General features: G+C 44.6%; 17 protein-coding genes. 8 read left to right on the forward strand and 9 right to left on the reverse strand.

Annotated elements, in window-relative coordinates:
- Window positions 1–137 precede the first annotated feature (137 nt).
- Entirely contained in the window at window positions 138–1,805 is a 1,668-nt protein-coding gene (leuA, locus tag G511_RS0101695; RefSeq protein WP_028468073.1) for a 2-isopropylmalate synthase, read from the reverse strand.
- Window positions 1,806–2,176: 371 nt separating this feature from the next.
- On the opposite strand from leuA, the gene G511_RS0101700 reads away from it, so the two are divergent.
- A complete protein-coding gene (locus tag G511_RS0101700; RefSeq protein ID WP_036550842.1) occupies window positions 2,177–2,668 on the forward strand; it encodes an Lrp/AsnC family transcriptional regulator in 492 nt (163 codons plus the stop codon).
- A gap of 106 nt (window positions 2,669–2,774) precedes the next feature.
- Window positions 2,775–3,443 (forward strand): energy-coupling factor ABC transporter permease, encoded by a 669-nt coding sequence (locus G511_RS0101705; RefSeq protein ID WP_028468075.1) that lies wholly within the window; start codon window positions 2,775–2,777, stop codon window positions 3,441–3,443.
- Window positions 3,444–3,459: 16 nt separating this feature from the next.
- Here the strand turns inward: G511_RS0101705 and G511_RS0101710 are convergent, their stop codons facing one another.
- The 6 genes from G511_RS0101710 to G511_RS0101735 form a co-directional block, all read right to left on the reverse strand.
- The gene (locus G511_RS0101710) at window positions 3,460–3,996 is read right to left on the reverse strand and encodes a response regulator transcription factor (RefSeq protein WP_036550844.1); all 537 of its coding nucleotides are present in this window, start codon (window positions 3,994–3,996) and stop codon (window positions 3,460–3,462) included.
- The gene (locus tag G511_RS0101715) at window positions 3,989–5,239 is read right to left on the reverse strand and encodes an ATP-binding protein (protein WP_028468077.1); all 1,251 of its coding nucleotides are present in this window, start codon (window positions 5,237–5,239) and stop codon (window positions 3,989–3,991) included. Before G511_RS0101715 ends, G511_RS0101710 begins: the two co-directional genes overlap by 8 nt.
- A gap of 224 nt (window positions 5,240–5,463) precedes the next feature.
- Window positions 5,464–5,841 (reverse strand): RidA family protein, encoded by a 378-nt coding sequence (locus G511_RS0101720; RefSeq protein WP_028468078.1) that lies wholly within the window; start codon window positions 5,839–5,841, stop codon window positions 5,464–5,466.
- A 93-nt stretch (window positions 5,842–5,934) separates the two neighbouring features.
- On the reverse strand, window positions 5,935–7,497 hold the full coding sequence (locus tag G511_RS0101725) for a BCCT family transporter (protein ID WP_028468079.1): 1,563 nt from the start codon (window positions 7,495–7,497) through the stop codon (window positions 5,935–5,937).
- An 80-nt stretch (window positions 7,498–7,577) separates the two neighbouring features.
- Window positions 7,578–8,588 (reverse strand): dipeptidase, encoded by a 1,011-nt coding sequence (locus tag G511_RS0101730; protein WP_028468080.1) that lies wholly within the window; start codon window positions 8,586–8,588, stop codon window positions 7,578–7,580.
- Window positions 8,589–8,601: 13 nt separating this feature from the next.
- Complete coding sequence (locus G511_RS0101735) at window positions 8,602–10,047, reverse strand: aldehyde dehydrogenase family protein (protein WP_028468081.1); 1,446 nt, start codon at window positions 10,045–10,047, stop codon at window positions 8,602–8,604.
- 93 nt (window positions 10,048–10,140) lie between these two features.
- Between G511_RS0101735 and G511_RS0101740 the strand changes: the two genes are divergently transcribed.
- The 6 genes from G511_RS0101740 to G511_RS0101765 all read left to right on the forward strand — a co-directional run bounded on the left by G511_RS0101740 (window position 10,141) and on the right by G511_RS0101765 (window position 17,218).
- Window positions 10,141–11,034: a LysR family transcriptional regulator gene (locus G511_RS0101740; RefSeq protein ID WP_028468082.1), complete on the forward strand. Its 894-nt coding sequence runs from the start codon at window positions 10,141–10,143 to the stop codon at window positions 11,032–11,034.
- A gap of 345 nt (window positions 11,035–11,379) precedes the next feature.
- Window positions 11,380–13,134, forward strand: coding sequence for a hypothetical protein (locus tag G511_RS21560; RefSeq protein ID WP_051221406.1), 1,755 nt, complete (start codon window positions 11,380–11,382; stop codon window positions 13,132–13,134).
- Between the two features lie 9 nt (window positions 13,135–13,143).
- Complete coding sequence (locus G511_RS0101750; protein WP_028468083.1) at window positions 13,144–13,902, forward strand: DUF3726 domain-containing protein; 759 nt, start codon at window positions 13,144–13,146, stop codon at window positions 13,900–13,902.
- Between the two features lie 13 nt (window positions 13,903–13,915).
- Complete coding sequence (locus G511_RS0101755; RefSeq protein WP_245573795.1) at window positions 13,916–14,653, forward strand: sulfite exporter TauE/SafE family protein; 738 nt, start codon at window positions 13,916–13,918, stop codon at window positions 14,651–14,653.
- A 162-nt stretch (window positions 14,654–14,815) separates the two neighbouring features.
- Window positions 14,816–16,402 (forward strand): peptide chain release factor 3, encoded by a 1,587-nt coding sequence (locus G511_RS0101760; protein WP_028468085.1) that lies wholly within the window; start codon window positions 14,816–14,818, stop codon window positions 16,400–16,402.
- A gap of 33 nt (window positions 16,403–16,435) precedes the next feature.
- Entirely contained in the window at window positions 16,436–17,218 is a 783-nt protein-coding gene (locus G511_RS0101765) for a TatD family hydrolase (RefSeq protein ID WP_028468086.1), read from the forward strand.
- A gap of 24 nt (window positions 17,219–17,242) precedes the next feature.
- Here G511_RS0101765 and G511_RS0101770 read toward each other — a convergent pair whose 3' ends face one another.
- Both G511_RS0101770 and G511_RS0101775 read right to left on the reverse strand, forming a co-directional pair.
- Window positions 17,243–17,644 carry a hypothetical protein gene (locus G511_RS0101770; RefSeq protein WP_028468087.1) on the reverse strand — a complete coding sequence of 134 codons (402 nt, stop codon included), beginning with the start codon at window positions 17,642–17,644 and terminating at the stop codon, window positions 17,243–17,245.
- Between the two features lie 23 nt (window positions 17,645–17,667).
- Window positions 17,668–19,587 (reverse strand): beta-ketoacyl synthase, encoded by a 1,920-nt coding sequence (locus G511_RS0101775; protein WP_028468088.1) that lies wholly within the window; start codon window positions 19,585–19,587, stop codon window positions 17,668–17,670.
- Window positions 19,588–19,793: the final 206 nt, after the last annotated feature.

Raw genomic sequence — 19,793 nt, forward strand, 5'->3', positions numbered from 1 at the left:
CAATTAAGAAGAATTTAATATAGCTCTATAAAGTTATAGCAAAGAAACTAAAGAAAACCATTATTCTTTTGGTGAGTAGTTGATTTGCTTGAAAGAAAGGTGATTGCTCTTAATCATAACAATAGATGAAAGGCGCTTTAAGCCGCGCCTTTCATTTCATATGAATCGCACTTAGAAAATGCTGTTAGCACTGCTTGTAGCGCTGCGCCGGATGTATCCTCTGCGATTGCGACAGCCGAGTAAGCGTCATCATTGATAGTTAATGCCACACTGGCTTGTGCTTTAGCAGTGCTGCCATGTGCCATTGCGTGCTCATCAAATTGAGTGATTTCAATATCTACACAGTACTGCTGAGCTAAAGCATTACATAAAGCATCAACGGCTCCTGTGCCTTTGCCAGTAAAGATATTTCGGCCGTGATTTATATCAAACTGTGCGCTTACATGTCCGTCTTCTGTATGTAGGTCATAGCCGTTTAATAACCATTGCTCGGAGCTAACAGTAAAGTGCTGGTCAAAGAGCGCTTTGATTGTTGTGGCTGATATCTCTTCGCCTGAAGCTTCAGTGGCCTGTTGTACGACTTTGCTCAGCTCTGCATACATCCACTTTGGTAAGCTAATACCATAATCTCGCTCTAGCACTAATGCTACGCCGCCTTTACCGCTCTGGCTGTTGATGCGTATGACTGCTTCATATTCGCGCCCAATATCTCTTGGATCTATAGGTAAGTAGGCGACTTCCCAAAAAGGTAAGCTGTGTTCGTCGTGGTAATTAATGGATTTGCGAATAGCGTCTTGGTGGCTACCAGAAAACGCTGTGTAAACGAGCTCTCCTGCCCACGGATGTCGAGCGGCCACTGGCAACTCAGTACAGTATTCCACAACATTGATAATTTCTTTAATATCAGAGAAGTCTAGTTCAGGATCGATACCCTGGGAGTATAGATTCATTCCCATTGTCACGATGTCCATGTTGCCGGTACGCTCGCCATTACCGATTAATGTACCTTCAATACGGTCGGCTCCCGCCATAACGCCTAATTCAGCGGCAGCAACTCCACAACCACGGTCGTTATGCGTATGTAAGCTAATCTGTACTAGATCACGCTGTTTCATGTTGCGACAAAACCATTCGATTTGGTCAGCAAAAACATTGGGCGTTGATACTTCAACGGTCGCTGGCAAGTTAATAATCATGCCGCGCCCTTTATCCTGAGCCCACACCTCTACGACGGCGTCACATACTTCTACCGCGTATTCCATTTCGGTGCCTGTAAAACTTTCAGGCGAATACTGGAAGCTCCAGGTTGTTTGCGGATATTGTGCCGCATACTCTCGTACCCACTTGGCACCTTGGACGGCAATCGCTTTAATGCCATCTTTGTCTAAGCCAAAAACTTGCTCACGTTGGACTGTGGATGTTGAATTGTAGACATGCACAATGGCTTGTTTTACACCTTTAAGAGCTTGGTAAGAACGGCTGATCAACTCTTCGCGAGCCTGTGTTAAAACTTGAATGCATACGTCATCTGGAATTAAGTTTTCTTCAATTAATTTACGCACAAAGTCAAAATCAGGTTGCGATGCCGAAGGAAAACCAACTTCAATCTCTTTGAATCCTAATTTAACCAATAAAGTGAACATACGTGTTTTTTGTTCAACATTCATTGGGTTGATCAGCGCTTGGTTACCATCCCTAAGATCTACACTGCACCAGTTAGGCGCTGAAGTGATCTGTTTATCTGGCCAGGTACGGTCAGAAAGGCGAATCGGAGTGAAGGGACGATATTTGCGATGATCAAACATAACCGGTTTCCTATATGTAAAGAAGAATAAGTTTAATGATGCATAGTGGGTAAAGTTGCTTAACGTAAACGGTTGCTGGCAAAGCCCTGATTCGCTATAGAGTTGCGGCAGGGCTTGCTGAGTATCTGTTGCTCTTGTGGGGCAAAGAGTTGCTGGATAGGCAATGAAAAAACAGATGAGGTATGTAACTTTTGATTACTTTCTCGCCGGAAGTCGGGTAGATACCGGTCTGTTATTCAATGAAACAAAGTTTACGTAGGTTGGTGCGCAATTACCTTGCTAATGTTGCTGAATGCTTTTTATTTACGCAAATTTATGTGAGTATTTAGTTTATATGATTGCTTTAAATTGCGCTGCTAGAGGTTTTGTCGATGTTAGGTGTTGAATTGGACCGTTTTGATATAACAATATTGCGCGAATTACAGCGTGATGCATCGCTATCTAATCAGGAGTTGGCAGAACGGATTGGTTTAACGGCTGCACCGTGTTCGCGTCGAGTTAAACAACTTGAAGATTCTGGTGTTATTGCTAATCGTGTCATCCGGGTGAGTGAGCGTAGTGTTGGGTTGAACCTCATAGCCTTACTTCATATCAGTATGGATAAACATATTCCAGAGCGGTTTGAAACATTCGAAAAAGAGATCGGTTTAATATCAGAAGTCATGGAGTGTTATTTGATTACAGGACATGATGCCGATTATCAACTTAAAGTCGCGGTTCCAGATATGGATAGTTACCATGATATATTGTTAGGAAAGATCACCCGTATTAAGGGTGTTACCGGGGTTAAATCTGCCTTTATTATGCGTAAAGTGATTGATACAACGGCAGTACCATTGCACTATATTCCTTCTCATCGGTGAGCCATCTTTACTTTTTATTTATAGGTCGCCTTTTCATGCATTTTATATTCAGTAGAAAAGCGTAGAATTACTTAATATAAGCTTTTCCTTAATTAATGATTTTGATATGAATATTACAGATAGTCTTCTTTCAGGTTCGTGGCTGTGGGTTACAGATGTTTTATATCTGTGTGCGCTTATGTTTGCGCTATGGCGCAGCCCATGGCAAGTCATTGTAAATAATAGGGGGCTGCAGCATCTATTCTGTGGTGCGACGGTGCTGTTGTTGCTTATGTGGAGTATGAGGGCTGGTATTTCGCCTGGGCTCAGTATTCATTTTCTCGGTGTTACAGCGCTAACTCTTATCTTAGGCTGGGATCTTGCCATACTGTCTGCGTCATTAGTTTTATTGGGAATGACGTTGCTGGGTAAAGAAAGCTGGCAAGGCTTCGCTGTCAACGGCTTGTGTTTAGTTGTGATACCTGCACTTTTAACCTATTGGATTCATCGGCTGGTGGATAAAAAGTTACCAAAGAACTTTTTTATCTATCTGTTCATATGCGGCTTTATCGGCGCTGGTGTGGTGATTGCTGTTTCGGGAGTCGCAGTGTCCACCATACTCTGGCTTGATGGTGTTTATCCGTGGAGCAAAATTCAGCACGAATACATAAACTACTTACCGCTGATTATGTTCCCCGAAGGTTTAGTCAACGGCATTTTAATGACAGGAATAATGGTGTTTTATCCCGACTGGATAAGAACCTTTAATGCACGCCTCTATATTGATGAGCAATAAAGCGTTACTGCCCTGTTTATTGTCTAACGGGGTGTTTAGCGAGCTTGCGTTGTAAGGTTCTGCGGTGCATATCTAGCGCCCTCGCTGTGGCTGAAACATTGCCATCATTTTCACTTAACACCTTTTGAATATGCTCCCATTCTAGTCGGTTAACTGACATCGGCTGATTAGATATGTCGACCTCTTCATCGGCATCGCTTTGCTCAAGAGCATGCAGGATTTCGTCTGCATTGACTGGTTTTGGCAAGTACTGTGTTGCACCTAGTTTGATGGCTTCCACAGCGGTAGTGATGCTTGCGTAGCCCGTTAAAACGACGATGCGCACTGTAGGGTGTGCTAGCTTTAATGGTTGAATAACCGTGAGCCCAGAGGCTCCCTCCATTTTTAAGTCCAGTGATACAAAATCAGGTAGCCAGTTCTTTATTACTTCAAGCGCTTCTTCTGCACTTCTTGCTACCTTCACATTAAAGTCACGTTTTGTGATGGCGCGTGCTAGTACACGTGTGAAAGTGGCATCATCATCGATAATTAAAAACTTTGGTTGTTCAGCCATGAACACTTCTCCGGGATAAGCGAACTTCAGTTATTGTACCTTTACCCTGTGCGGCATAGAGTTTAACGTCGCCGTCATAATGGGCGAGCGTTGTCGAGGTGAGAAACAAGCCTATACCTAAACCCTTACCCTTGGTCGAGATAAAAGGTTGACCTAAGGTGTTCGCCTGTTCAACCGATAAACCCGCGCCATAATCTCGGATAGTTAACCAAATAGCGGTTGGGTCCCAGCGTAACGATATTTCAATATTCTTAGAGCACGCGTCAGCTGCATTATTTAATAGATTCAAAATAGCTTGCCGCAATGCGGTTGTATTGCGCAAATCTGGTGGAAGGTCTTCTTGAATGTTAACGCTATAGGTCACTTCTGGGCGGGTGATATTCCACTGTTCTATGATTTCGCTAAGGAGCTCTGTTGCTAGCGATGTTTTTTCGCTGTCTTTCTCTTCTGCAACGGAGCGCGTCATATGCTGTAGTTTATCGGCACAGGTCTGCACTTGCTGCTGCAGAATATCAATATCCTCCTTGTGTTCATCCGATAGCGTAGAGTCAGTGCGCATTTCATGCAAAATAACACTCATGGTACTGAGGGGCGTGCCAAGCTCGTGCGCGGTGCCTGCTGCCATGGTTCCTAATGCGAGTATTTGCTGGTGATGGACTTTGGCTTCTCGTTCTTCAATAAGGCTTTGTTGCTGGCGCTGTAGAGCACGATTGATGCGTACAATAAAATAGGTAATAACAATCACAGTGAGGATGAAGTTCAACCACATCCCTAGCATATGAAAATTAAAAAGAGACGTTAGTGAATGCTGGTGTTCTGATAGAGCAGTGACAACAGGAACGTAATAAATCAGTAAGGAGCCGTATATAGCCGTTACTGTGATGGCCATCATCCAAATATAGCGGTTGTTGAGTGTCATAACGGTGATGATCAGGGGGATCAACAGCATGAAAATAAATGGATTAGTGCCTCCACCTGATTGGTACAGTATAAAACCGTAAATAATGGCGTCAGCGAGTAGCTGAGTAAAAAACTCGGGTTGAGTGACGGGCCAAGAAGAGTGAAGGCGTGCGTAGGTTATTAGGTTTAATAATCCTAATAATAGTAATGCTGAACCGGTCGCCCATGGGTTGAGGTCGACTCTTAAATACACAAGCGCAAATGCAACCGCGCAACACTGACAAAACAGGATAACAAAGCGAATGTAAGTCAGTTGTAATAGCTGTTGATGGTTGCCTGCCACGTCCTGTCCTGCTCCAAAATAAGGTTAGGACGAATTATAACTGAAAAGTGCTGCGTTGCAGATTGGGACAAATTGTCGCGGTTGTTGGAGTCTAAGGTTTGTGGGATGCTAAAAACAGCGGTACTAAACCACAACTCTTTTATTGTGAGTTGTGGTTTGTGGAGTAATTAATCTGTGAAAGGCTGATCATTACAAATTTAGTAACTGAAAGCTAAGTTATGTATTTACTGAGGTACTGCAGCGTAGACAACGACTTCACACAGCATCTCTTCACGAGCCAGTCCTGCGACTATCATTGCAGCGCGGTTTGGGTAGGGTGCTGCAAAATATTCGGCATAGACCTTGTTGAAAATAGGTAGCTGTTCACGAGCAGTTACATAGATTAGGACTTGCGTCACATCATCCATCGTTAGTTTAGCTGCTTCAATGGTGTGCTTTAAGTTGTCCATCGTTTGGCGTGCTTGGGCTTCAATACCGCCTTCAACAACTTTACCGTTAACATCAATAGGGATCTGAGCTGTATAGAATTGGTTGTTAGCGATAATAGCCCACTCTAGTGGAGCGGCTGAGGCAAATAGGTCTGTTTTAACAGCTGTTTTCATATGGGTTACCACTTTTTTGTAAACGTGAATGTGAATAAGTTTTTTAATGAACAAAAGGAGCCTTAATCAAGCTCCTTGTTTAACCTATTGAAGTTAAAGCCCTTGCTCATCCGCCATTTTTAAAGCGATCTGTGGAGCTGTCCATAATGAAGGTAGCAACACCAGAGATACGGGTACTGCGGTAACAACAATGAAAGACTGTAGTGCTGAAATACCACCTGACCCTATAGAGATCAGTAGTGCAGCGACAACACCCATCATGATGCCCCAAAATACGCGTACAGCGCTTTTTGGGTGATCAGTTCCTGTCATTACCATAGATACTGCGTAGGTCATTGAGTCACCTGTTGTGGCGACAAAAATCGTAGTCAGAATCAAGAACAGTACAGAGATCACAAAACCCATGGGTAGCTGTTCAGTAATCGCTAGCAAGGCGGCAGGTAAATTGAAGCCGGTGAAGGGCTCAGAGATAACGCCGGGGTTTGCCAGCTCAAATGCTAAGCCGCTCCCGCCTACAATGGTGAACCAGAAACAGGTGATAACCGGTGCAACAATGGATATGAGTAAGATCATTTGGCGGATAGTACGGCCACGAGATATACGTGCCACAAACATTGCCATTAATGGGCCATACCCTAGGAACCAGCCCCAAAAGAAGACAGTCCACCAGTCTAACCAGCCTGGGCTAGCACGAAAGGTTGCCATCGGAATGAACTGATCAAGGTAGATACCAAAAGAGTGCAGGTAGCTATCAATGATGAAGGCTGTTGGGCCAAAGAGCAGGATAAATGCCATTAGGGCAACAGCAAGTATAACGTTGGCACGGCTTAGGATTTGTATACCACGGGTTACACCACTTACAGCTGACAAGGTGTAGATGGCGATAAGTCCGAGTAAAATCATGACTTGAGTTGTATAGGTGTTTGGAATGCCGAAAAGTTTTTCCAGTCCAAAGCTAACTTGCAGTCCAAGAAAGCCGATTGGGCCGACGGTTCCCGCTACAACGGCGAGTACGCAGCAAGAATCAACAATGGCGCCGAAAGGGCCTTTCATGACACGATCACCAAATACTGGGTACAGCAAAGTGCGCGGTTTGAGTGGAAGTCCTTTTTCATAATGCAGGTACATGTAAACAATACCTGTCAGGCTTCCGAGAATCGCCCAAGCAAGAAAGCCCCAGTGCATAAAGCTTTGTGCTAATGCATTGTAGGCCGCATCAGTTGTACCTGCTTCTCCACCAAATAGCGGAGGAGGGGAGGTAAAGTGAGCCATAGGCTCAGCGGCTGCCCAAAATACACCGCCACCGGCTAGTAGGGTGCACATGATGATAGATATCCACTGGAAAGTGGACATCTCAGGGGCTTTTAAGCCACCCAGAACAACCGAACCAGTACGCCCGACAGCCAGGAAAATACCGATGATAAATGTCAGCAGAAGTAATACTTGCCAATAAGCACCAAAGTACTTAGTTGATGTAGCAAATGCACTGTTTACCCAGCCTGACATCATATCAATGTCATAGAGTGCTAATACTGCAAACAGTACTATTGCCCCACCGCTGATAAGGAATACCGGCATATCGACGCCTGCCAGCAATTTGCCTTGGCTGCTATCTGGCGTGTCTTTGGCCAGAGAAGCCTGAGTTGCGTTACTCATTTTAGTCTCCTGATGGATCTCTTATATTTATTGGTGTATCAGGTCATCTACTTAATAGCGGGAGCGCATGGCCCGCGTTATTAAGCGCCTAGGTTTAATGGCTTTAACGAATCGTCCAGAAAGTTCAGCCAATTCAGCCCCATGACTTTAGCCACGTCTTCAGGGCTAAAACCACGTGCTAACAATCCGTTGGTGATGTTTGGGAAGTCCCTGCTATCTTTGAACCATGAAAGTGGGCGCGGCCAATTCGCATTCGATTTAGAGCCTTCGCCGTAATCCATATCTTTTGACCAGCGACCGTTACGCATCCACTCTAGGATTGATAATGGTTGCTCTTGGCAAAGGTCGGTGCCAATGCCGATATGGTCAATGCCCATCAGTTCTGCTGTACTGGCCACCATGTCGCAGAATTGATCTAGCGTGCAATCCGGGCCATTTTTTAGGTGGAATGGATATAAGCTAAAGCCCAACAGACCACCCGATTCCCCTAACGCTTTAAGAACGGTATCGGACTTATTGCGTTTGGCTTCGTGAAAGCTCGTAGGATTAGCATGTGAAATTACAATAGGGCGTTGTGAGATTTCGATGGCTTCCAGCGTGCTGCGTTCAGCACTATGGCTCATATCTATAACCATGCCGACGCGATTCATCTCTTTGATCGCTTGGCGGCCAAAGCGAGTAACACCGCTGTCGTGTGCTTCGTAACAACCGCAAGCGAGTAAGCTTTGGTTGTTATATGTCAGCTGCATAATCATAAGGTTTAGCTCACGCATTACCTCGATCATGCCGATATCGTCTTCAATTGGGGAGCAGTTTTGCGCCCCAAACATGATACCTACTTTGCCTAGCTCTTTAGCATGACGGATATCCATCGCGCTTTTCACTGGCATGATTAAGTCGCTGTTTTGTTCGAAAAGCCGGTTCCATTCCGAAATGCGCAGCAATGTTTCACGAATTTGTTCATGGTAAACGATGGTGGCATGCACCATCGTTACACCACCTTCGTGTAGCTGTTCGAAAATTTTTCGGTTCCAGTTCGAATATTGCAGACCGTCAATCACAATCAAATCGTTATGCAGTGCACTATTCATTGATCTGCTCCTGTTAGGCGCGGATGTAAGTCGTTTTTACAATGGTGTAAAACTCTTTAGCATAGGTGCCCTGTTCGCGAGGCCCGAAGCTTGAATCTTTACGTCCACCGAACGGCACGTGGTAGTCAGTACCTGCTGTTGGCAAATTAACCATGACACAACCTGTTTTAGCGTTACGCTTGAAGTCTGTTGCGTATTTCAAAGAGGTTGTACAGATACCGCCTGTCAGGCCGAAGTTTGTATCGTTTAGAGTGTCGAGTGCTTCGGCATAATCTTTAACTTTGATGACACAGGCGATAGGCGCGAATGCTTCTTCACGGTTGATCGTCATGGCATTCGTGGTGTTAGTGAATAGTGCTGGCTGCATGTAGTAGCCGTCAGTTTCTTCTGTTAATACCTCACCGCCATAAACAAGGGTGCCGCCTTCTGATTTGGCTGTTTCCAAATAGCGAAGGTTCTGTTCCATCTGGCGTGCATCAGCAACCGCACCAATGTGAACACCTGCTTTTAGAGGGTGGCCAACAACCAGTTTTTTCATGCGTTCAATAACGGCGTCAACAAAGCGGTCATGGATCCCTTCAGTAATGATCAAACGAGAAGACGCTGTACATTTTTGGCCTGTGCCGCCGTAAGCACCGCCTACTGCGCACTCCACTGCGTTATCAAGATCAGCATCATCCAGAACGACCAATGCGTTTTTGCTGCCCATCTCTAATTGGCATTTCACTAGGTTTACAGCGGTAGCAGCAGCAACTTTACGGCCAGTCTCTAAAGAACCGGTGAACGTTAATGCATTGATACCACGTGAATTAATCATGACATCACCTACTTCAGAGCCTGGGCCCATCACTAGGTTGAGTGTGCCAGCTGGTAAGCCTTGGCGAGAGATGATTTCTGTTAGCGCCCAAGCACTTGCAGGTACTTGGTTAGCTGGTTTGAAAACAACAGCGTTACCAAACGCTAATGCTGGTGCGATTTTCCAAGCGCCGGTAGCTGTTGGGAAGTTCCAAGGTGTGATAACACCCACGACACCCACTGGCTCACGGCGTGTTTCAATTTCAACACCGGGGCGCACAGATTCAGCAGTTTCACCCATCTGGCGCAATACTTCAGCGGCGTAGTAGTGAAAGAACTGACCCGAGCGGTATGTTTCGCCAACGCCTTCTGCAAGCGTTTTACCTTCTTCACGTGCAAGTAACTCACCCAGCTCGTCTTTACGTGCAATAAGCTCATCACCAATGGCCATAAGAACAGAGTAGCGTTGCTCTAACCCGCTTTTTTCCCACTCGGCTTGGCCAACAGCTGCAGCAGCAATGGCTGCTTCAGTTTGTGCTCTATCTGCTTGAGCATAATGACCGATCAGGTCGCTGGTATCGGCAGGGCTGATATTAGCCACGCTTGCATTGTTACCTTCTACCCATTCACCTGCGATGTAATTTTTATATACTGAATCAGACATATTGACCTCCCGAATGTAGTTGGATTGATCATAAAACTTGTGCTGTAATAATAAAAATTAATAAATAATATCTAGCGATAAGGTTTTCTTATTATGCTTCCAGAATTGAAAGTGACTCAGCTGCGCCACTTTGTGTGGGTGTCTGAATTAAAAGGGTTTCATGCAGCTGCGGAGAAAGCACACCGGACACAGCCGGCCATCTCATTATCTATACGTGATCTTGAAAATAAATTGGGCGAGGGGTTGTTTGAAAAGCGAAATGCTAAAACGGCTAAGACTGAGCTAACGCCATTTGGTAAATACTTTTTGCCCAAAGCAAAAGAACTGATAGCGCATCATGATCGTATTGCTGAAGATATGATGTTGTTGTCAGAGCATAAAACTGGTCACTTAAGGCTTGCTTCTGTGCCCTCTATAGCGAGCAGGGTGTTGCCAGAGATTTTGCTGAAGTTTGTCACTAATTCTCCGTCACTGCATGTCAGTTTTTTTGATGATAATTCGGATGCCGTTTTAAAAATGGTAGAAAATCAGCAAGTTGATTTTGGCATTTCTCATTTATTCCACGAGCAGGACCATAGTGACAAGGTGTTTACACCTATTTGGGAAGACCGCATTGGTGTGGTGTGCCCAAAAGATCACCCACTGGCAGGCAAAACGGGTATACATTGGAAAGAGTTGAGAAAGCACCGACTTATTAGTAACGGGACTTCGCGGTTATTAGAGGATACTGAGGCACGATCATTGTTAGGGCACTCACAGTTCTATATTTCCAATATGATCTCTCTGATTGCTATGCTGGAAGCTGGTTTTGGAATGACAACGTTGCCGTGGTATGCGTTTCCTCAAGAGAGTACGACGTTGAGGTTTATCCCTTTGGAAACCCCTGAGGTAACGCGGCGTATTGGTATTGTTAAATTGAGTAACAAGTCACTCACGCCTCCGGCTCAGGCACTTGTGGATTTTATTCTTGCAGAGAGTAAAAATTGATTGAAATCAGTATTGGCTAATTATTTTACAAAAAAATGAATAGGTAAAAAGGGGCTCTAGCATAGGAAAAATAATGGTTTATAGCAGTTTGATAAGTATTGCTTATCAGGCGATATAACCTTTTGATTTGAGTGGTATTGGTTATTTGGCTGATGATAAGTGGCCCTTGTTGCAAAAATCGTGTGAGTCGATTTTCTTGAAGGTGGGCTTCCTCTGTCAATAATGATTATAGACAAAGCCAGCAGAGGGTTAGAAGCGTCATGGTTTTGAACACATCTATGCTGTCGCTGATTTGATATCGGCATTCTGAAACCAGATGTGAGCAAACAAACGAGGATAAAAATAATGACAACGCCTGCAGCCATCAATGCTGCCCTTCGGGGTGATAACGCACTGCCGTTACGGCCTATCAACCAAGTTATGAACCTTGATCGATTGGGTGCCATGCATCAAAGCCGATTAAGCTTTATGCGCACGCTAGTTCGCCGAATCATGCGTGAGCGTTGGCAGATTGAACCGTCGCGTTTTGAGCTTGATGCGCAAGGTTACGGTACTGTAGTCTATGAAGTTAAAGCGCCTCATGGCTTGTTTAGCTTCGTTCTGTTTTCTGATTACCTTGCCCCAGAAGATCGCAATGATCGTGTTATTGCTACACAGTGGGATCTCACCATGGCTTTAGTCGATGGTGAAGTTGACGATATCTATCTTGAAACATTACGCCAGAACGTACCTAAGCAGGAAGCGGGGCGAGTAGATTCACGTGTGTTTGTTTTATCACGTGCCAACCGCAGCGCGCGTAACTTTGATTATGTAGTGAATCAATTAGCTAATGGTGAGCAGCCGGATGTCGCTAAAATTGCACAGGTCGGATACTTGTACCGAACGACTGCCGTTTATGGCAGCGGGAAGTTGGGTATGGCAGATTGGGAGAAAGTCTCTACTCGTTATCCTGACTTCGCACGTCCTTTTGCGGCTGAGATGTTTGTTTGTCTGATGCTACGTAATTTCAGCCTGCTACAAGCCGAATATATAGCTAAAAATCAATCACCTACGTCTTTTGTACCTATGCAGCCAGAGATTAAACGCTTCTTTGGTATCGGTAATTCAACCGGCTTGGGAATGGCTCCTTACTTAATAAACCACCCGATATTGATTAATCAATGGGTCGAAATGCGTGAGTTAGCACTGGCTCGTGTTCGGGTGTTAGGCGGAATTGATGCACACGTTTATCAGCAACTGGATCAGCTGATTGATCGTTGTTGTGTACACACCGCTGAAACAGTCACGGAAGATGAGTGGCAGAGCGCTAATAACCAGCAAGTGCTCAAAGATATGGGTGCACTAAAAGAACGTGTGGCGGACTCTTTCAATAATTGGAATGAGTTATTGCAATGGAGCGAGGAACACTGCTCTTTGCAAGGTCAAGAAATGCTGATCTCTATGATGCTAGAGTTATATCCTGAGCTAGTGGATGATCTAGAGGACTATCATACAGCAGAAGAGTTTTTGGACCTTGATCCACTAATGCCAGTGCAGCAGTTGAAAGAGGTGATAGAGCAGCGTTATGACTGGGCGTTGGCGATCGACTTTAATGCAGAGGGTGCTCGCGAAATTTTCTGGTATCGTTCAGAAGAAAAAATGGAGCCGCGTTTGGGTGGTACTGAGTTAGAAGATGGCCGTAAAAAACAGATGGCACTGGGAGTGGGATATGCCGTACGCAAGTGCTATGACCAACTATGCGAGTATGTAGCGGCTTATCCGGAGCATACTGCGGCGCGCTTTATGGTGGCTAACCCTAAATTGCGAGGCATTGTACGCAGAATTCAGACTATGAATAAATGCGTATACGGTGATATTCAGGCCAACTTGCTGGATAGAAACGTTCTTCCAATGCATTTGCTGCGCGCGAAGTTAGCATTTTTTGGTGTTGGTAAGTTTGACCCTCGATCTCGCTTATGGGTGCGCAACACTATGTTTCAGGGGGCTCCATTACTGGAAGATATCGGTAAAACATTTAATGACGACTGGTTTATGCCTTTAGCACCTAAGCAAGACGCATCAACATTAAATACTTCAAACCCTGAAGCTTCAGCACAGTAGGAGAAAGCTATGCATGTATCAATGATAGAACTCAAAGCTGCCCTGCGACGTTGTTTCGAGGCCAGTGGTTATTTTGTAGGCAACTATGAAGATGCTGCCAATATGATTTTGTGGCTAGAAAAGCACGGGCTTAATGGTCTGGGTGAATTGGATAGAGCTATTTCTTATATAAAAGAAGATAAAGAAAAACCGTTAAGTACAGTTATTTATGAAGATAATACATCCGCTATTATTGATAGTAATGGCCGTAGCGCGCTGAATTGTATTGCTGCTTCTGTAGACCTTGCTCATGCCAAGGCTCTGGAGTGCGGTATTGCGACGGTGACTGTGCATAACTGCCATAACCGCATGTTCGTACTAAAAGCACTGACTGATTGCGGAAGACGAGGAATTAGTGCAGCAGCTTATTGGCAGAATGGCAGTCAGGTGGTCAGTGAGCATGCGGTTTCGATTAACGCGGGTGACCGGTATCCGAGTTACAGTGAAGCGACAACGAACTTAGCCAGTCTTGATGCAACGGCTGCAGAGAAGCAAGCACTGACGATTATTTGTAGCTCTCGTGTCGATCTGACCACCTCTTTGCAGCAATCCAAAGGGAACTCAAACGCCCGTTACGTAAGCGCTTCACAGGTAGCGGCAAACAAAGAGTACAGTGTTGATCATGGCATTGATATTGATGAAACACTGTGGTCTCAAATCAACAAAATTGGCGAAGGTATCTTAGTAGAAAATACTGAACGTTCGCGGATGGGTGCTGGCGGCAGGTGAGTTTTCGCCACTCGTGATTAGCTACTCTGCACTGGATCTATTGGCACTGCTGATAGTCATGAGTGGGATCATTCTACAAACATGGGTAGGTATTGGCTTTGGCTTACTAGCTGCACCAATACTCTACTTAGTTGATCCTGCTTATGTGCCAGTCCCCGCTTTAATCTTAGGGTTTAGTCTGTCGTTGCTCTTGGTATTAAATCAGCGAAAATTCCTGTCTTGGCGACGGGTTCTACCCGCAATTATTGCGCGCTTTCCTGGTTGCTGGTGCGGCGCTCTTCTATTGGTTGCAGCGCCCACTTATCTACTTAGTATACTGTTCGGCTGTGTTTTATTGATGGCTGTTTTAATATCCCTATTTACCTGCAAAATTACGCTAAACCCTATAACGCTAAGTATAGGCGGCTTTTTTTCAGGCCTCATAGGTACAGCTACATCGGTAGGTGGGCCGCCTATCGCACTGGTTTACCAGGGTGTAGATAGAATCACTGCACGTAATGAGCTTGCCGCTTTTTTTCTTATTGGAACGCCTATTTCAATCTTGTTTCTAGTCCTGCAAGGGCGGGTTGATATGGGTAGTCTATTGCTGAGCCTTAAAATGCTCCCTGGAGTGCTGGTAGGTTTTGGGGTCGCACGGCTTTGTGATAACCGTATTAGTGTTTCGTCGACTAAGCCCGTACTGCTTTTCATCTCAAGTGCATCAGCTATTATGATTTTATACAAAGGAATTAATGGCTGGTGGGCTGCTTAGCGGGCGTATATTCGCTTAAACCATCCTGCGCGGATTGTTTCTCTTCCTTATATCGGCGAAAATAGTCAGTAATCCTATTTAACACATGCGGGTTGACGTTAGTTGTTGACTAATTTTAGTCTCAGGCTGCCGACCTATGCATAACTCAGAAGACTCTATCTCATGTCTAACTCAGCTATTGCGCAAGAAGTATTTAAGCGCAGGACTTTTGCGATCATTTCTCACCCGGATGCTGGTAAAACAACAATCACTGAAAAATTATTACTTTTGGGTAACTTGATTCAAAAGGCTGGTACGGTCAAAGGTAAAAAGAGTGATCGTCATGCAACTTCTGACTGGATGACGATGGAGCAGGACCGTGGGATCTCTATTACTTCTTCGGTGATGCAGTTCCATTGGAATGATCGTGTTGTAAATCTTCTGGATACACCAGGGCATGAAGATTTCTCTGAGGATACTTATCGCACCTTAACGGCGGTAGATAGCGCCTTGATGATTGTTGATGGTGCGAAGGGTGTTGAGGATCGTACTATTAAATTGATGGATGTATGTCGCTTGCGTGATACGCCAATTTTCTCCTTTGTTAACAAGATGGACCGTGATATTCGCGACCCAATTGAGTTACTAGATGAAATTGAAGAGGTATTGAAAATTCAAGCAGCGCCTATTAACTGGCCAATCGGCATGAGTACGTTTTTTAAAGGCGTATACAACCTTTATACCGATACTATCCATGTGTATAAAGTGGGACAAAATGCAGTATTGTCGGATGATACAAAGATTCATGGTCTAGAGTCTGAAGAAGCACGTGAGTTATTAGGTGATGACTACGATGATTTTGCTGACGAAATAGAACTCGTTCGTGGTGCGAGCCATGAGTTTGATCAAGAAGCTTTTTTAGCGGGTAAACAAACGCCAGTTTTTTTCGGGACAGCGCTAGGTAACTTCGGTGTTCGTGAAATGCTTAATGACTTTGTTGAGTGGGCACCTGCACCGATTGCACGCGAAACAACGACTCGCAAAGTAGCTGTAGATGAAAGTAAATTCTCTGGTTTTATTTTCAAGATTCAAGCCAATATGGACCCTAAGCATCGTGACCGTATCGCTTTTATGCGCATATGTTCAGGTAGTTATACCCGTGGTATGAAAATGAAGCATACGCGTATTAACAAAGATGTGCGCATTGCCGATGCCGTAACATTTCTTGCAGGGGATCGTGAGAATGTAGAAGAGGCCTGGTCTGGCGATATTATTGGTTTGCATAACCACGGTACTATTCAAATTGGTGATACCTTTACAGAAGGTGAAATTTTAAAGTTTACCGGTATACCGCATTTTGCACCTGAGATGTTTCAACGTGTTAGGTCGCTAGATCCACTTAAGGCTAAGCAGTTGCAGAAAGGTTTGCAGCAGTTGGCTGAAGAAGGGGCAGTACAGTTATTCCAGCCACTTAAAAACAATGATCTAGTGCTGGGTGCTGTTGGTCAGCTGCAGTTTGAAGTGGTTATGTTCCGCTTAAAAGATGAGTACAAAGTAGACTGTAAGTATGAGCCGATATCAGTACAAACGGCCCGCTGGGTTGAATGTGATGATAATAAAATGCTCGAAGAGCTACGTAAAAAAGGTTATGAAAACCTCGCACTTGATGGTGGTGGTTTATTGACTTATCTGGCGCCAACTCGTGTAAACCTGAGTTTGACTCAGGAGCGTTGGCCTGATGTGCAGTTCCGCGCAACACGAGAGCATTAAGTCATTTAGTGACAAGGCTTAAGGAGAAGGGAGATGGCTGACTGGCAAATTATTGATAGTCACTGTCATTTGGATTTTCCTGTGTTTGATGCAATACGCCAGCAGCTTGTGCAAAGTGCGCAAGCTGCTGGCGTGAGCCATTTCGTAATACCGGCTGTTACGTATAAAGACTTCCAACGCGTTATTGATACGGCTTCCCTTTACCCACATGTATCTTTTGCATTAGGGCTTCATCCCTGCTTTATGCAGGAGCACCAATTATCTGATTTAGAAAAATTAGCTGAATATATAGAATCTCAACCTGTCTGTGCAGTAGGTGAAATTGGCTTAGATTTCTATTTAGAGGGTTTCGATTCAGTTGCTCAAATTTCTTTATTAAAAGCACAGTTGAAGATAGCCAAAGAGCATCAGTTACCTGTTCTGCTACATGTACGAAAAGCGCATGACATTATGCTGAAAATGCTCAGGGAAATGAGTTTTGATGAGGGCGGGATTGTGCATGCGTTCAGTGGCTCGGCTGTTCAAGCTGAGCGTTACATACAAATGGGTTTTAAGTTGGGTTTTGGTGGGGTAGTGACTTATCCTCGGGCTAATAAGATAAGGCACTTGGCTAAAACGTTACCGCTTAACTCTATTGTGTTGGAAACGGATTCGCCTGATATGCGACTGTATGGGCGACAGGGAGAGCCAAATCAGCCTAAATACATTGTTGATGTGCTTAAGGAGGTAGCAGGCTTAAGACCTGAATCTATAGAAACCATCGCGGCAATAACAACCGCTAATGCTAGGCGGTTGCTTAAGTTAGATGGCTCCTAGAGTCGTTTTACTAAGCAATAAAACCTATTGGTACTCTGTTCGGTAAAGGTCGCTTAGTGCTTTCCATGCTGTGTTTGTTTTATCGTTCTTAGGTAGGCTATATAATCTGCCGTTTGTGTCTAAACTGGTAGCGCGATAACTGTTATCAGCCGGCTTAAGAAGAATAATCATTAAGCTGCGAGGGTAGTTAGGGCCTGTGATTTTTTGTTGGTAGGCTTTTTCAAATGAATCGAGCTGGCCGTTTTGGCTGGCCACGAGACTTAAGCGAACACAGTAACCCGTATTCCCTTTGCACAATCTTCCCTCTTTGGTATCGACTAGATAAAAGCTGCTGTCTTTTTTCTCTGGTATAAGAGAGCTTGTTGAAAAGCACCCACTAAGAAGAGTCATGGTTAGTAGTATGAGTGAGGTAAACAACTTGTTCATGAATCTTCTCTCTAGATGAGGGGTTATTTAGTAGTGTAATCGCTAAAAGGGTTTCCTGAACTCAGGTCTATCTTGTTTTCAAAACCCGGAAGGCGAATGCTACTGGCTGTGATTTCTAAATCATCACCGGCTAGCACATTGTGGTCGTAGTGGTAGATAGGCCTAGTTAGCCCTAAAGTAGTTTGCTGGTCATAATCACTGGCTCGTGCTTGTGTGATAACTTTTTTGCTTTCCCACTCAGTAATTCTGTTTTGGCCGTGCTTGGTTAAAAGCATTTGTTTTACAATATGCGGAGCGAGTATCGGTGCGCTGGCATTATTGCCGCCAAAACCTTTTGAATTAAGAATGACACTATCCATTCCCAGGGCACCTACTTCCATATGCTGTTGAGAGAGCAATAGGTTTGATTGGTGTACATCTGAAGCAATTTCATCAGTAGTGATAATACCTGGGATATAGCCGTACGCCCATGTACCAAGTGACGTGACGAGTTGATCGCCACCGGCCGTACCTTGAGAGTGACCGAGGTAGCATTTAATAGCAGCGACAGGCCACGACTTAATATCGAACGCTTTCGCTATTTCGTTAATAACATGTGATTCGGTTACTCGGTTTTGTGGAGTGCTCGTGCCGTGTGCTTGAACATAAGAACGTTGCTGTAGCGATGCTTGGCCTAGCATGTCCTTTATCAGGGACGCGGCTTTTCCTAGCGTAATGTAGTTGCCGATTCCTGGTGCTGAAATAGATTTCTTATGGCCATCAGCATTAACAAAGACATCAGGTACCGCGCCGAATATGTCTGCGCCTAGCTCTAGAGCTAGGTCATCACTCATCAGGACTATGAACTGACTAGACTCGCCTATGGTAAAGCCACAGTTGTCACCAAACGGGCGGCAAGCTTTACGGTAATCTTTATCAGTTAGCTCAGCTAGTTTGTCCAAATTACGCAAATCTTTATCTTCAGCCAAAGCTCCCATGGCACGGAAGCCTTCAATAACCTCTTGGGTTACTGGTGCATCACTACCACCGACTAAGACAACCTTTCGGCGTCCTGAGCGGATATCTTGAACACCGCTGCGTAAGTTGTATAAAAAGGTTGCACACGCGCCTAGCGCTCCTCCAGTAGTCCCTACGTTACCTAATATGTAGGCGTTCACAAAGTCTGCGGGCATCTGTGCATAGCCTAGCGGCATTTGTTTGGAGCTGGTGCGTTTGCCGATAGAGGGGTATTTAGTTAGCCCGCCAAAACCAAAGTCATCCAGTTGTCCTATAGAATTACTAGCATATACGGCAATTTGGTCTGGAGAAATTCTATTTAATATATCCTCGTAAGGTATGCCGGCCGAGAGTAATGCATCTGATGCACTAAAAACGGTCATTTGTAGATTACGGGGGTGATTTCTAGATTGGTATAGCTTGCCGGGCTGAAAGCCAGAAGGTAGTTGCCCTGCAGACTGTACTTGAGCTGTTTTAAAATCTGGAAATATTGCTTCTAGGCTTCCACTAACAGTCACTTCTACTTCTTGACCATTGCCTGGCGAAATCGACCAGTTGTCAGGGATGATGTTGGGTAGGTGACGCTTGCGTAATGTAAAGCATATATTGTTGCTATCGGTATTTTTTAACGTGGCAGCTTTATTAAAGGTAACCTTGTTAATATCAAAGCTACTGGCTTCAATGCGGCGAATTAGCGTTGAGTTAAGTAGCTGCTCTTTGATGTTGTTAATAAGTGCGTCTAGAGGAAGCTGTTCACCGGCCTTATTGAAGTAATGACCGTCTTCATAGGACGCCAAGCCCATAAGTGTGGCTAGCCCTAATAGGATGTTTTGCTGATTATTTTGATCCAGTTTATCAAAAATTAAACGGCGGTAAGCATGATGGAATGATGTGCGACCTGCGGGATTTATTCCACCGAAACCGACGATTAGAGGTAGATGTGACAATGAAAACTCCTCGGCTGGAACTATAACTGGATTAACCGGACTGAATAGGTACAGTAAATTTCATATTCTAGCGGCACACTGGTGCTGTGACTAGATAGAATCTAGGCTAATCTTAGGAAAATTACTTATTCAGTGTATTGATTGTGGCTAAGTTTGTTGGAAACTGTTCTAAGGACGATTTGTATTAGGCTTATTGATGTCGGATG

Source organism: Neptunomonas japonica DSM 18939 (assembly GCF_000422765.1).
Classification (GTDB): Bacteria; Pseudomonadota; Gammaproteobacteria; order Pseudomonadales; family Balneatricaceae; genus Neptunomonas; species Neptunomonas japonica.

What these genes read in the sequence shown, in the direction of transcription:
- leuA (WP_028468073.1), bottom strand. Translation starts at nt 1,805, where the DNA reads ATGTTTGATCATCGCAAATATCGTCCCTTCACTCCGATTCGCCTTTCT.
- G511_RS0101700 (WP_036550842.1), top strand. Translation starts at nt 2,177, where the DNA reads ATGTTAGGTGTTGAATTGGACCGTTTTGATATAACAATATTGCGCGAA.
- G511_RS0101705 (WP_028468075.1), top strand. Translation starts at nt 2,775, where the DNA reads ATGAATATTACAGATAGTCTTCTTTCAGGTTCGTGGCTGTGGGTTACA.
- G511_RS0101710 (WP_036550844.1), bottom strand. Translation starts at nt 3,996, where the DNA reads ATGGCTGAACAACCAAAGTTTTTAATTATCGATGATGATGCCACTTTC.
- G511_RS0101720 (WP_028468078.1), bottom strand. Translation starts at nt 5,841, where the DNA reads ATGAAAACAGCTGTTAAAACAGACCTATTTGCCTCAGCCGCTCCACTA.
- G511_RS0101725 (WP_028468079.1), bottom strand. Translation starts at nt 7,497, where the DNA reads ATGAGTAACGCAACTCAGGCTTCTCTGGCCAAAGACACGCCAGATAGC.
- G511_RS0101730 (WP_028468080.1), bottom strand. Translation starts at nt 8,588, where the DNA reads ATGAATAGTGCACTGCATAACGATTTGATTGTGATTGACGGTCTGCAA.
- G511_RS0101735 (WP_028468081.1), bottom strand. Translation starts at nt 10,047, where the DNA reads ATGTCTGATTCAGTATATAAAAATTACATCGCAGGTGAATGGGTAGAA.
- G511_RS0101740 (WP_028468082.1), top strand. Translation starts at nt 10,141, where the DNA reads ATGCTTCCAGAATTGAAAGTGACTCAGCTGCGCCACTTTGTGTGGGTG.
- G511_RS21560 (WP_051221406.1), top strand. Translation starts at nt 11,380, where the DNA reads ATGACAACGCCTGCAGCCATCAATGCTGCCCTTCGGGGTGATAACGCA.
- G511_RS0101750 (WP_028468083.1), top strand. Translation starts at nt 13,144, where the DNA reads ATGCATGTATCAATGATAGAACTCAAAGCTGCCCTGCGACGTTGTTTC.
- G511_RS0101760 (WP_028468085.1), top strand. Translation starts at nt 14,816, where the DNA reads ATGTCTAACTCAGCTATTGCGCAAGAAGTATTTAAGCGCAGGACTTTT.
- G511_RS0101765 (WP_028468086.1), top strand. Translation starts at nt 16,436, where the DNA reads ATGGCTGACTGGCAAATTATTGATAGTCACTGTCATTTGGATTTTCCT.
- G511_RS0101770 (WP_028468087.1), bottom strand. Translation starts at nt 17,644, where the DNA reads ATGAACAAGTTGTTTACCTCACTCATACTACTAACCATGACTCTTCTT.